We start from the raw sequence: 13,262 nt of genomic DNA, 5'->3' as shown, positions 1-13,262 counted from the left end.
CGATCGGCATCGTTCCGCGGGTCTCCGAACACCATCCACAGTTTCCACAACGGTTAACACCGTTAAGAGAGAGTGATTAAGGGTCGATTCCCACAACCTCGAGGTCGGCGCGCGTCGAGCGCGGGTCGGGTGTTCGCACAGGCGGGCTCGATTCACCGGCGCCCCGAACGGCTCTGCGGATAGCATGGGACCCACCAAGCGACATCCACGACGGGAGAACCGTGAAGTTCCAGGTCAATCGCGACGTCTTCAGTGAGGCCGTTTCCTTCGCCGTCAAGCTGCTGCCGCAGCGCACCACGCTGCCGATCCTGTCGGGCGTGCTGATCCAGGCGAACGCCGACGGCCTCGTGCTCTCCTCCTTCGACTACGAGGTGTCCTCGCAGACCGAGATCCAGGCCGACGTCGAGGAGCCCGGCACCGTGCTCGTCTCCGGCCGCCTCCTCGCCGAGATCGCCGGCCGCCTGCCGAACGCGCCCGTGCGCGTCGCGACCGAAGAGAGCCGCATCTCGGTGAGCTGCGGCTCGGCGAGCTTCACCCTGCTGTCGATGCCCGTCGAGGAGTATCCGTCCATCCCCGAGATCGGCGAGCAGTCGGGTCTCGTTCCGGCCGAGGAGTTCGCGGCCGCCGTCGCGCAGGTCGCCGTCGCGGCGTCGCGCGACGACGTCACCCCCGTCATCACCGGCGTGCAGCTCGAGGTGCGCGAGAACAGCCTCGGGCTCGTCGCGACCGACCGCTACCGCGTCGCCGTGCGCGAGATCGACTGGGACGGCGGCAGCGTCGCCGGCGCGGGCGACGCCGAAGCCGTCACCGCCCTCGTCCCGGCGCGCACTCTGCAAGAGGTCGGCAAGACCTTCGGCCACTCGGGCAACATCTCGGTCGCGATCACGAGCCGCGACGACCGCGAGCTCATCGCCTTCAGCGCCGACAAGAAGACCGTCACGTCGCTGCTCATCAAGGGCAACTTCCCGCCCGTGCGCCGGCTCTTCCCCGACACGGTCGACAACTACGCGGTCATGAACACCGCTGACCTGATCGAGGCGACCCGTCGTGTCGCGCTCGTCCTCGAGCGCGAGGCCGCCCTGCGCTACAGCTTCTCCGCCGACGGGCTCACCCTCGAGGCGATCGGCTCCGAGCAGGCCCAGGCATCGGAATCGATCGACGCGATCCTCACGGGCGACGACACGGTCGTGTCGTTGAAGCCGCAGTTCCTGCTCGACGGCCTCGGCGCCGTGCACTCGGAGTACGTGCGCATCTCGTTCACGAAGACCGAGAACCCGAACAAGCCGGGCCCGGTGCTCATCACGAGCCAGACCTCGCGCGAACAGGCCGGCTCCGACAGCTACCGCTACCTGCTGCAGCCCAACCTGCTGCTGCGCTGATCGGGGTCCATGCCGGTTGAGGAGCGCCCGACGGGTCGGCCGCTCCTCGAAATCCGTGGTGCCGGATGTCTCGGGCGAGTGTCGGTCGCCGCCGGTAACGTCGTCCTGGTCGATCGAGAGGAGTGGTGCCCGTGCACGTCGCCCGCCTCTCACTGACCGACTACCGCAACTACGCGAGGGCCGAGCTCGAGCTCGGCCCGGGCGCGACCGTGCTGGTCGGCCGCAACGGCCAGGGCAAGACGAACCTCGTCGAGTCGATCGGCTACCTCGCGACCCTCGGCTCGCACCGGGTGTCGAGCGACCAGGCGCTCATCCGTGCCGGTGCCGACGCGGCGATCATTCGGGCGCAGCTCGCCCACGGCGACCGCCGTCTGCTCGTCGAGCTGCAGCTCAACCGGCAGGGTGCGAACCGTGCGCAGCTCAATCGCTCCGCGGTCAAGACCCGCGAGCTGCCGCGCTACGCGCACAGCGTGCTGTTCGCGCCCGAAGACCTGGCGATCGTGCGCGGCGAACCCGGGGTCCGGCGACGCATGCTCGATGAACTGCTCGTCCAGCGCTCACCGCGACTCGCGGGCGTCATGGCCGACTACGACCGCGTGCTGAAGCAGCGCAACTCGCTGCTCAAGAGTGCCCGCGCCCGCGGTCTCGCCGCCGACAAGCTGACGACCCTCGACATCTGGGACGAACGGCTCGTCGAACTCGGCACCGAGCTCATCGACCAGCGCGTGGCGCTCATCGCCGAGCTCGCCGAACCGGTCGCGGCGGCCTACCGGTCGATCGTCGACGCCGATCACCGGCCCGAGCTACGCGCCGTGCTGTCGGTCGACGGGGCCGATGTCGACGGCGAATCGACGGGTTTCGACGCGACCACCGGTGGTCGCGTGGCGCCCGAGCGCACCGACGACGCGTATCGAGACCCGTCGGGCGCTGCTCAGCCGGCGGTCAACACCGCCGAGCGGTTCGCCGGCGCGCTTCGCGCGCTTCGCGCGAAAGAGCTCGAGCGCGGGGTCACGCTCGTCGGGCCGCACCGCGACGACGTGCTGCTGCTGCTCAACGGGCTGCCGGCGAAGGGGTATGCGAGCCACGGCGAGTCCTGGTCGTTCGCCCTGGCGATCCGGCTCGCGTCGGCAGAGCTCCTCCGTCGCGACTCGGCGACGGGCGACCCCGTGCTCGTGCTCGACGACGTCTTCGCCGAGCTCGATCGCCTTCGTCGCGAGCGGCTGGCCGAGGCGATCGTCGGCTTCGAGCAGGTGCTCGTCACCGCCGCGGTGCTCGAAGACGTGCCGGCGCCACTGACCGCGCGTATCGTGCACATCGAGGCCGGCCGAATCGTCGATGTCGACGATCCGTCGCCCGCGCCCGCGACCGAGACCGAAACCGAAACCGAGATCGAGACCGAGACTCCTACCGACATCCCGATCGACGAGGAGGGGGCCCGCCCATGACCGACGTCTCCGAGTCCGTGCGCGTCTACCGCCATTTCCGCGAGGTCTTCGGCGGCGAGCCCCGGGTGCGTCCGGGCCGCTCGAGGGTCCGCACCCGCGACGAGTCGGGCAGCCAGCCGTTCACGCCGGGTCGCGACCCGAAGCCGCTCGCCGCGACGCTCGACGGCCTGAGCTCGCAGCTCGGCTGGACGGGTCCGCTCTCGCAGCACGACGTCCTCGCGTCGTGGGCCGAGATCGTCGGTGACGAGACCGCTCGGCACTCCGAGGCGATCGCGATCGAAGGCGGGGTGCTGCAGGTGAAGTGCGCGTCGACGGCGTGGGCGACGCAGCTCCGACTCATGCGCACGCAACTCGTCACCGAGATCGTGTCCCGGTTCCCCGGCGCGGGGGTCGAGACGATCCGCTTCCAAGGACCCGACGCCCCCACCTGGAAAAAGGGTCCCAGATCGGTTCCAGGGCGCGGTCCTCGCGATACCTACGGTTGACGAGACGAAAACGGTCGCTCGAGTCGAGTTATCCCCTGAGAGGGCCCGTCGGCGGTCGGACGCAAGGCTCCGTTTGATAGGATCGACTGTCGCCAGAACGACGGTTTGGAGCCCGATTCACCCATGACAGCGGAACCGACGAAGGCCCAGAGCGCGCCCGAATACGGCGCAGACGCGATCCAGGTTCTCGAGGGCCTCGAAGCGGTACGCAAGCGGCCCGGCATGTACATCGGATCGACCGGGCCCCGAGGGCTCCACCACCTCGTCTACGAGATCGTCGACAACTCCGTCGACGAGGCGCTTGCGGGCTACGCCACGCAGATCGACGTCACGATCCTCCCCGACGGGGCCGTGCGCGTCGTCGACAACGGCCGCGGCATCCCCGTCGGCATCCACAAGACCGAGGGCCGGTCGACGGTCGAGGTCGTGCACACGGTCCTGCACGCCGGCGGCAAGTTCGGCGGCGGCGGGTACGCCGTGTCGGGCGGCCTGCACGGCGTCGGCGCCTCGGTCGTCAACGCGCTGTCGACCCGGTTCGAGGTCGAGGTCCGGCGCGAGGGCCACGCGTGGCGGCAGGCGTACGAGATCGGCGTGCCGCTGGCTCCGCTCTCGCAAGACGAGGCGAGCGACGAGACCGGTACGACGACCACGTTCTGGGCGAGCCCCGACATCTTCGAGACCGTCGAGTACGACTACGAGACGCTGCGCACCCGCTTCCAGCAGATGGCGTTCCTCAACAAGGGCCTGCGCATCACCCTGACGGACGAGCGCGCCGGCCACGACGTCGTCGACCCCGACGACACCGCCGAGGTCGAGGCGGATGCCGCGTCGTCGGGTCCCCGCACCGACACGTTCCTCTACGAGCGCGGCCTGAGCGACTACGTCGAGTACCTCAACAAGTCGAAGCGCGCCGAGCTCGTGAACGAGGAGATCATCTCGTTCGAGGCGGAGGACACCGAGCGCAAGATCGCCCTCGAGGTCGCGATGCAGTGGACGACGGCGTACACCGAGTCGGTGCACACCTACGCGAACACGATCAACACGCACGAGGGCGGCACGCACGAAGAGGGCTTCCGCGCCGCGCTCACGACGCTCGTGAACCGGTACGCGCGCGAGAAGAGCATCCTCAAGGAGAAGGACGACAACCTCTCGGGCGATGACGTGCGCGAAGGGCTCACCGCCGTCATCTCGGTCAAGCTCTCCGAGCCGCAGTTCGAGGGCCAGACGAAGACGAAGCTCGGCAACACCGAGGCGAAGTCGTTCGTGCAGAAGGTCACGGCCGACCAGCTCGGCGACTGGTTCGAGCGCAACCCCACGCAGGCGCGTGACATCATCCGCAAGGCGATCCAGGCGGCGACCGCCCGCATCGCCGCCCGCAAGGCGCGCGAGGCGACCCGGCGCAAGGGCCTGCTCGAGTCGGGCGGCATGCCCGGCAAGCTCAAGGACTGCTCGTCGAAGGACCCGTCGATCAGCGAGATCTTCATCGTCGAGGGCGACTCGGCCGGCGGCTCCGCCGTGCAGGGCCGCAACCCCGAGACCCAGGCGATCCTGCCGCTGCGCGGCAAGATCCTCAACGTCGAGAAGGCCCGTCTCGACCGTGCGCTCGCGAACAACGAGGTGCAGGCGATGATCACGGCGTTCGGCGCCGGCATCGGCGAGGACTTCAACACCGAGAAGGCCAGGTACCACAAGATCGTGCTCATGGCCGACGCCGACGTCGACGGCCAGCACATCACGACCCTGCTGCTGACGCTGCTGTTCCGCTACATGCGGCCGCTCATCGAGCTCGGCTACGTGTACCTCGCGCAGCCGCCGCTGTACCGGCTCAAGTGGTCGAACGCCGACCACCAGTTCGTCTACTCCGACCGCGAGCGCGACGCGCTGCTCGTCGACGGGCAGGCGAAGGGCTGGCGCATCCCGAAGGACAACGGCATCCAGCGCTACAAGGGTCTCGGCGAGATGAGCTACCAGGAGCTCTGGGAGACCACGATGAACCCCGAGACCCGCACGCTGCTGCAGGTCACCATGGACGACGCGGCCGCCGCCGACGAGATCTTCTCGACCCTGATGGGCGAAGACGTCGAGAGCCGCCGCAACTTCATCCAGAAGAACGCGAAGGACGTGCGTTTCCTTGACATCTGATGTGATCAACCCGGGCGCCGACGAGAACGAGGGTCCCGGCATCCACGGCAGGATCGACCAGGTCGATCTCCAGCTCGAGATGCAGCGCTCGTACCTCGACTACGCGATGAGCGTCATCGTCGGGCGCGCGCTGCCCGACGTGCGCGACGGCCTGAAGCCCGTGCACCGCCGCGTGATCTACGCGATGTACGACGGCGGCTACCGTCCCGACAAGGCGTTCTCGAAGTGCGCGCGCGTCGTCGGCGACGTCATGGGCCAGTTCCACCCGCACGGCGACACGGCGATCTACGACGCGCTCGTGCGACTCGTGCAGCCGTGGTCGCTGCGGTACCCGCTCGCGCTCGGCCAGGGCAACTTCGGTTCGCCCGGCAACGACGGCGCGGCCGCCCCGCGGTACACCGAGACGAAGATGGCTCCGCTCGCGCTCGAGATGGTGCGCGACATCGACAAGGAGACCGTCGACTTCCAGGACAACTACGACGGCCGCACCCAGGAGCCGTCGATCCTGCCTGCCCGGTTCCCGAACCTGCTCGTCAACGGCTCGGTCGGCATCGCCGTCGGCATGGCGACGAACATCCCGCCGCACAACCTCCGCGAGGTGGCCGACGGTGCGCAGTGGTACCTCGAGCACCCCGAGGCATCCCGCGAAGAGCTGCAGGAGGCGCTGCTGCAGCGCATCAAGGGGCCCGACTTCCCGACCGGCGCCCAGATCCTCGGCGTGAAGGGCATCACCGACGCGTACCGCACGGGCCGCGGCTCGATCACGATGCGCGCCGTCGTCGACGTGGAGGAGATCCACGGCCGCACGTGCCTCGTGGTCACCGAGCTGCCGTACCAGGTGAACCCCGACAACCTCGCGATCAAGATCGCCGACCTCGTGAAGGACGGCAAGGTCTCGGGCATCGCCGACATCCGCGACGAGACGTCGGGCCGCACGGGCCAGCGCCTCGTGATCGTGCTGAAGCGCGACGCGGTCGCGAAGGTCGTGCTCAACAACCTGTACAAGCACACGCAGCTGCAGGAGAACTTCGGCGCGAACATGCTCGCGATCGTCGACGGCGTGCCGCGCACGCTCTCGATCGACGGCTTCATCGCGCACTGGGTCGACCACCAGATCGAGGTCATCGTCCGCCGCACGCAGTACCTGCTGCGCGAGGCCGAGGCGCGCATGCACATCCTGCGCGGCTACCTCAAGGCGCTCGACGCCCTCGACGAGGTCATCGCGCTCATCCGCGCGTCGGCGACGGTCGACGTCGCACGCGACGGCCTGAAGGCGCTGCTCGAGATCGACGACCTGCAGGCCGACGCGATCCTCGCGATGCAGCTGCGACGGCTCGCCGCGCTCGAGCGCCAGAAGATCATCGACGAGGCGAACGACCTCGAGGCGAAGATCGCCGACTACAACGACATCCTCGCGACGCCCGAGCGCCAGCGCACGATCGTCTCCGAGGAGCTCGCCGAGATCGTCGAGAAGTACGGCGACGAGCGTCGCACGCACATCGTGCCCGGTTTCGACGGCGACATGTCGGTGGAAGACCTCATCCCCGAAGAGGAGATGGTGGTCACGGTGACCCGCGGCGGGTACGTCAAGCGCACGCGCAGCGACAACTACCGCTCGCAGCACCGGGGCGGCAAGGGCGTGAAGGGCGCGCAGCTGCGCGCCGACGACGTGGTCGACCACTTCTTCGTCACGACGACGCACCATTGGCTGCTGTTCTTCACGAACATGGGCCGCGTGTACCGCGCGAAGGCCTACGAGATCCAGGAGGCCGGCCGCGACGCGAAGGGCCAGCACGTCGCGAACCTGCTCGAGATGCAGCCCGACGAGGAGATCGCCGAGATCCTCGACATCCGCGACTACGCGGTGGCGAAGTACCTCGTGCTCGCGACCCGCGGCGGACTCGTCAAGAAGACCGACCTCACCGCCTACGACACGAACCGCTCCCGCGGCGTCATCGCGATCAACCTGCGCGAGGGCGACGAGCTCGTCTCGGCGATGCTCGCCGACGAGCACGACGAGATCCTGCTCGTGTCGAAGAAGGGCATGTCGCTGCGGTTCGAGGCGACCGACGAGGCGCTGCGGCCCATGGGCCGCTCGACATCGGGTGTCAAGGGCATGGCCTTCCGTGAGGGCGACGCACTGCTCGCGGCGAACGTCGTGCCCGGTTCTGGGCCCGACTCCGGTGAAGAAGCCGAGAATGCGGCGGATGCCGCAGCCGAGGTCGCGGGCGCGCAGTACGTGTTCGTCGTCACCGAGGGCGGCTACGCCAAGCGCACCGCGGTCGGCCAGTATCGCCTGCAGAACCGCGGCGGTCTGGGCATCAAGGTCGCCAAGCTGAACGAGGACCGCGGCGATCTCGCCGGCGCGCTGATCGTCGGCAGCGACGACGAGGTGCTGGTGGTTCTTGCCAGCGGCAAGGTGGTACGCTCCGATGTCGCCGAGGTCCCCGCCAAGGGCAGGGATACGATGGGCGTCGTCTTCGCGAAGTTCGCGGAGGACGACAAGATCATCGCCATCGCGAAGAATTCCGAACGGAATCTCGTGGAGGAGGCCGCCGAGACCGAGGCGGCCGAGACCGCGGGAGAGGAGTAATCGTCTATGAGTAGCGTCGCCGAGAAGCTGGCCCGCAAGTCGAGCAAGCGCCCGCCGGCCAAGCAGGTGCGCCTGCGGCTCGTGTACATCGACTTCTGGTCGGCGGTGAAGCTGTCGTTCCTCGTCGCGGTGTGCCTCGCGGTGGTGTCGATCGTGGCGACGTTCCTCATCTGGACGGTGCTCAACTCGACCGACGTCTTCGACAAGCTCAACGAGCTCGTGAAAGACGTGGCCGGCACGGGTGGCGACCTCTCGTCGGTGCTGTCGCTCGGCAACGTCATGGGCTTCGCCGTCGTGGCGTCGCTGCTCAACCTCGTCGTGACGACCGCGCTCGGTGCGATCCTCGCCGTGCTGTACAACCTGAGCGTCAAGATCACGGGCGGAATCCTGGTCGGCTTCACCAACAATTGAGCCGGCTTCGGCTCGATTCGGACTTTCGCCCGGAGTCGGGTAGTCTGTCCTTCGGCCGAAATTCGGGGATATAGCTCAGGCGGTTAGAGCGCTTCGCTGATAACGAAGAGGTCCGAGGTTCAAGTCCTCGTATCCCCACTCCAAAACTCCACATCGCAGGTGCCCATGGCACCTGCTCAGGGGCCTTAGCTCAGTTGGTAGAGCGCCTGCTTTGCAAGCAGGATGTCAGGAGTTCGATTCTCCTAGGCTCCACCCTTCGCATTTCGTTCGAAGCGTGTGATCTTCCGCGCTGTCCGACACGCCCTCCTCCCGCTAATCTTGAGTCAAGCGCATCGGCGATCCCGGGCGTCTCGATCACAGCGAAAGGCGATCCCGATGGACATGTGGAGCAATTTCTGGAACATCTTCAGCGGGCTCTTCGGCGTCTTCGTCTTCATCGCCTATCTCGCGGTGCTGCTGACGATCGTGCTCGACCTGTTCCGTGACCCGAAGCTCGCCGGCTGGGCCAAGGCCGTGTGGCTGATCTTCCTGGTCTTCGTGCCGTTCCTCACGGCGCTCGTGTACGTCATCGCGCGCGGCCGCGGTCTCGCGCAGCGCGAGCGCGCCCGGCACGGCCTCGAGCAGGAGTACATCGACGACCGCGGCAACGTCTCGCAGGCGAGCGTCACCCCCGAGGTCGCGAAGGCCCAGGCGCTCGGCGGCGACCCTTCGATCGGCCGCTCGGCGTACGACTCGGTGCAGAACGACTCGATGATCCAGAGCTGATCGGCTCGTCGTCGCAGCCCTCGCGGGTAGGGTGACGGCATGGACATCCGCATCGCCGCGTACGCCGTGATCATCCGCGACGGCGAGATGTTGCTCTCGCACTGGAACGAGCACGGTCGGTCGGGTTGGACGCTGCCTGGCGGCGGCATCGAGGGCGACGAGCATCCCGCGATCGCCGCGCGACGCGAGGTGGCCGAGGAGACCGGCTACGAGGCATCCATCGACCGCCTGCTCGGCATCGACACGATGGTCATCCCGGCGGCGAAGCGGCGCACGGGCGGCGTCCCGCTCTACGCGATGCGGGTGGTCTATCGGGGGAGCGTGACCGGCGGCGAGTTGCGCAACGAAGTCGGCGGTTCGAGCGACGAGGCCCGCTGGGTGCCGCTCGACGAGGTGTCGGGGCTCAAGCGGGTCAGCCTCGTCGACATCGCACTGCGCCTGAACGCGGCTGAGCCGGCAGACGGGGTGCCGCCCGCCGCCTGACGCAGCGCCGGCACGACGTCGACGTTCCGACCGAGGTCGAACCGTCGGCGACGTGCCGGCGCTGCGTGGGCGGATCCGGGGTTTCGAACGGCCAGCTCGTCGAGGCGCATGAGCGCAGGGGAGGGGAGCCGGGGGGACGGCGCCGCCGCGATGGCGGCGGCGCCGTCGGTGGTGGTGATCATGGTGCTGGACATGGGAGCTGTCCGATCACATGTGGGACGAGACGAGGGCGACCCGCTGGAGGTCGCCGCCGCGGACCCGGTGCGCGAGACGGGTGTTCTGCTGACGCAGGAGCACGGCCTCGTGCGAGAGACGCTCGTTCTGCCGGCGGCTCCACGCGATGAGCGCGAGGCCGGCGCGCAGTGCGATGCGCTCGTTGAGTCGGCGCGCCTGGACGCGCACGTCGGTGGCCTGTCGCTGCGACTGGCCGAGGGCGAGAGAACTGGTGTTCACGGTGTGTCCTTTTCAGGGTGATGGATGGGTGCACCGGTCGGTGCGTGGGCATCGCCGCGACTGCGACGATGTCGTCTGCGGGAGAGAAGCGGCGACGGACATCGGGTCCTGGTCACCGGAGCGTGCGGCGGAGCCGCGGGACCGACGAGGTGGGGCGAGGCATCCGGCGATCTGCCCGAACGGTCGGGCGTGACGGATGCTGCGGCAGGGCCGCGGCTCGCACCTCGAGGGTGGCGAGGCCTCAGGCGATCAGAACGATCACTCGTGAAGCCAGGGGCGGAGAACTAGCAGGCCGAAGCGGCGAGGAGGATCACCGTGCGGCCGGCAGTAAATGCTGGCGTGAAGATGTACTTCATCATCGGGATCAACTCCTCTCGTGGCTCTGCGGTCTCGCGGGGCGCGTTTGCGCCGAAATCAGACACTAGCGGGGAATTCACGTCGAGCGCAAGGCGATTTCTCAGATTCGTCGAGAATCAGTGCAGGCCCTGAGCGACGGAGGCGTCAGGCGTGCGCTTCGACGGTGCGCTCGGCCGACTGGATGACCGCGTCGACGCCCAGCATGAACAGTTCACGGTCTTCGAGATCGAGCAGGCGCGTGTTGATCGACGTGATGAGGGGGTAGCGCCGCGGATCGGCGAGCAACGGCCCGTCGAACCACGGACTCGGCTCGTCGTCGGTGATGCCGTGCTCGCGCCGCTCGCCGCGGGCGCGCGCGATGCCCGCCGCGCTCGAGAGCACGTGCGACGCGAGCAGCGCGTAGTGGCGCACGAGGTCGTCGCCCGTGAGGCCGGCGACCGTGAAGGACTCGAGCATGAGTTCGATCGCGTCGAGCTCGCCGGTGCCGTGCGTCGTGAGCACCGTCGCCTCGACGCCGATCGACGGGTGCTGCGAGTACTCGTCGAGCGTCGCGGCTGCGAGCTGGCGAAGCCGATTGCGCCAGTCGTCATGGCCTGCGGTGACGGCCGCCACGCTGCGGCGGGTCAGCTCGTCGAGCAGCGCCTGCATCAACTGGTCCTTGTTGCGGAAGTGCCGGTAGATCGCGGTCGGGTCGGCGCCGAGGTGGGCGCCCAGCTCACGCACCGACAGCGAGGTCGACGCCTTCGCGGCGAGCTCGAGGCCCGCGGCGATGATCGACTCGCGATCGAGACGGGTCTTGCCGCCGGAGCCGGATCCGCCTCGCCGTCGTGTCGTGCTCGTCGGCATCGGTCTCCTTCCGGCTGCTCCGCCATCCATGCTGCCACGCCCGCGACCCCTGTGTCGCGAAGACCTCGCAGGCGTGGCAGCCCGCCCAGCATAACAATTGGATCAATGGTGCTGTCAACAGTGTTGACAGCGCGAACGCGCCCGGGCTATCGTCTCGACGTCCGACGCATTCGATGAGGAACGAGGGGCGAAGTGCCTGCTGCCGACGTACTGTTCACCGGGGGATCCGTGTTCACCGGAACGGGGGAGCCGCTCCGCGGCCACTCCGTCGCCGTGACCGGCGATCGCATCACCGCGGTCGTGCCCGATGCCGAGGCGGCCGCCCTCGTCGGCGAGGCCACGCGAGTCGTCGAACTCGACGGGGCCCTCCTCGCCCCCGGATTCCAGGACGCGCACATCCACCCGGTCGGCGGCGGCGTCGAACTCCTGCAGTGCAACCTCACCGAGGCCGAGAATGCCGACGAGGCCGTTGCGACGGTCGCCGCCTACGCGTCCGCGAACCCCGACGAGCCGTGGATCCTCGGCGGGGGCTGGTCGATGGACCACTTCCCGGGCGGCGCTCCCGTGCGCACCCTCCTCGACGCGGTGGTGCCCGACCGTCCGGTGCTGCTCATGAGCCGCGACCACCACAGCGCCTGGGCGAACACGGTCGCCATCGATCTCGCCGGGCTCGAGGCATCCACCCCCGACCCGGCCGACGGCCGGATCGAGCGCGAAGCCGACGGCACCCCCGCCGGCACGTTCCACGAGGGTGCGATGGGACTCTTCGCGCATGTGAGTCCCGAGACCACCGCCGAGGTGGCCTACCAGGGGCTGCTCCGCGCGCAGGACGAGCTGATCGCCCTCGGCATCACCGGCTGGCAGGACGCGATGGTCGCGGGCGGCACGGCCGGCGCCGGTGACGGGCTCGCCGCCTACCAGCGGGCGCTCGAGGAGGGCACCCTCAAGGTGCACGTCGTCGGCGCCCAGTGGTGGGAGCGCGACGGCGGGCTCGAGCAGGTCGACGCCATGGTGCGGCGCCGCGAGGCGATCGCCGCCCTCGGCCAGGAGAACCGGCTCTCGCTCGGCACCACGAAGATCATGGTCGACGGCGTCGCCGAGAACCAGACCGCCGCGATGCTCACGCCCTACCGCGACGGCCACGGACACGACACGCACAACCACGGCATCTCGTTCGTCGACCCGCAGCTGCTGCGCGAGGCCGTCGCGGCGCTCGACGCGCAGGGGCAGCAGGTGCACATGCACGCCCTCGGCGACCGCGCGGTGCGCGAAGCGCTCGACGCCGTCGCCGCGGCCCGCACGGCGAACGGGCCGAGCGACGGCCGCCACCACCTCGCGCACCTGCAGGTCGTCGCCGAGGCGGAGACCGGACGGTTCGCCGAGCTCGACGCCGTCGCGAACCTGCAGATGCTGTGGGCGACCCACGAGGACCAGATCGACGACCTCACCCTGCCGTTCCTGCAGGACGGCCAGGAGGCGCGGCAGTACCCCTTCGGCGACCTGGTGCGCGACGGCGCCCGCCTCGCGGCCGGCAGCGACTGGCCCGTCTCATCGGCCGACCCGATGGCCGCGATCCACATCGCGGTCACCCGCGTCGCGCCCGGCATCGACGCCGAACCGCTCGGGGGCGCCCACCAGCGCCTCGACCTCGCGACGGCGATGGCCGCCTACACCTCGGGCACCGCCTACGTGAACCACCGCGACCACGACACCGGGTACGTGCGCGAGGGCTACCTCGCGAACCTCGTCGTGCTCGAGCCGAACCCCTTCACCGTTCCCGCCGAGGAGCTCTACCGCACGACGGTGGCCTCGACGTGGATCGAGGGCGAGCCGGTCTACACCCGCTCGATCGACGCCCTGCCCCGCACCACCCCCTCCACCGCATCCACCATCACTGCCTGAC

The 13,262-nt window shown here is 69.0% G+C and carries 11 protein-coding genes and 2 tRNA genes; 11 read left to right on the top strand and 2 right to left on the bottom strand.

Features of this window, described 5'->3' with window-relative positions; genetic code table 11:
- The first annotated feature begins 221 nt into the window (after positions 1–221).
- The 10 genes from dnaN to MUN74_RS08850 all read left to right on the top strand — a co-directional run bounded on the left by dnaN (position 222) and on the right by MUN74_RS08850 (position 9,703).
- Positions 222–1,379 carry a DNA polymerase III subunit beta gene (dnaN, locus tag MUN74_RS08895; protein WP_244856117.1) on the top strand — a complete coding sequence of 386 codons (1,158 nt, stop codon included), beginning with the start codon at positions 222–224 and terminating at the stop codon, positions 1,377–1,379.
- A 131-nt stretch (positions 1,380–1,510) separates the two neighbouring features.
- On the top strand, positions 1,511–2,824 hold the full coding sequence (gene recF / locus MUN74_RS08890) for a DNA replication/repair protein RecF (protein WP_244856116.1): 1,314 nt from the start codon (positions 1,511–1,513) through the stop codon (positions 2,822–2,824).
- A complete protein-coding gene (locus tag MUN74_RS08885) occupies positions 2,821–3,309 on the top strand; it encodes a DciA family protein (RefSeq protein ID WP_244856115.1) in 489 nt (162 codons plus the stop codon). The genes recF and MUN74_RS08885 overlap by 4 nt, the downstream gene beginning before the upstream one ends.
- A 123-nt stretch (positions 3,310–3,432) precedes the next feature.
- Entirely contained in the window at positions 3,433–5,451 is a 2,019-nt protein-coding gene (gene gyrB, locus MUN74_RS08880; protein WP_244856114.1) for a DNA topoisomerase (ATP-hydrolyzing) subunit B, read from the top strand.
- A gap of 79 nt (positions 5,452–5,530) precedes the next feature.
- Entirely contained in the window at positions 5,531–8,044 is a 2,514-nt protein-coding gene (gene gyrA, locus MUN74_RS08875) for a DNA gyrase subunit A (RefSeq protein WP_244856402.1), read from the top strand.
- 6 nt (positions 8,045–8,050) lie between these two features.
- On the top strand, positions 8,051–8,455 hold the full coding sequence (locus MUN74_RS08870; protein WP_244856113.1) for a DUF3566 domain-containing protein: 405 nt from the start codon (positions 8,051–8,053) through the stop codon (positions 8,453–8,455).
- A gap of 64 nt (positions 8,456–8,519) precedes the next feature.
- Positions 8,520–8,593, top strand: a tRNA-Ile gene (locus MUN74_RS08865).
- A gap of 41 nt (positions 8,594–8,634) precedes the next feature.
- A tRNA-Ala gene (locus MUN74_RS08860) sits at positions 8,635–8,707 on the top strand.
- A gap of 123 nt (positions 8,708–8,830) precedes the next feature.
- Positions 8,831–9,220: a hypothetical protein gene (locus MUN74_RS08855; protein WP_244856112.1), complete on the top strand. Its 390-nt coding sequence runs from the start codon at positions 8,831–8,833 to the stop codon at positions 9,218–9,220.
- A 39-nt stretch (positions 9,221–9,259) separates the two neighbouring features.
- On the top strand, positions 9,260–9,703 hold the full coding sequence (locus MUN74_RS08850) for an NUDIX hydrolase (protein WP_244856111.1): 444 nt from the start codon (positions 9,260–9,262) through the stop codon (positions 9,701–9,703).
- A 207-nt stretch (positions 9,704–9,910) separates the two neighbouring features.
- Here the strand turns inward: MUN74_RS08850 and MUN74_RS08845 are convergent, their stop codons facing one another.
- Together MUN74_RS08845 and MUN74_RS08840 are read right to left on the bottom strand one after the other, a co-directional pair.
- Complete coding sequence (locus MUN74_RS08845) at positions 9,911–10,156, bottom strand: hypothetical protein (protein WP_244856110.1); 246 nt, start codon at positions 10,154–10,156, stop codon at positions 9,911–9,913.
- Between the two features lie 501 nt (positions 10,157–10,657).
- Positions 10,658–11,359: a TetR/AcrR family transcriptional regulator gene (locus tag MUN74_RS08840; RefSeq protein ID WP_244856109.1), complete on the bottom strand. Its 702-nt coding sequence runs from the start codon at positions 11,357–11,359 to the stop codon at positions 10,658–10,660.
- Positions 11,360–11,551: 192 nt separating this feature from the next.
- On the opposite strand from MUN74_RS08840, the gene MUN74_RS08835 reads away from it, so the two are divergent.
- Positions 11,552–13,261: an amidohydrolase gene (locus tag MUN74_RS08835; protein ID WP_244856108.1), complete on the top strand. Its 1,710-nt coding sequence runs from the start codon at positions 11,552–11,554 to the stop codon at positions 13,259–13,261.
- Position 13,262 lies beyond the last annotated feature (1 nt).

The sequence above is a fragment of the Agromyces sp. H17E-10 genome, assembly GCF_022919715.1.
Lineage (GTDB): Bacteria > Actinomycetota > Actinomycetes > Actinomycetales > Microbacteriaceae > Agromyces.
Note: the sequence above shows the minus strand (reverse complement) of the source record. Positions and strands in the feature narration are given on the sequence as shown.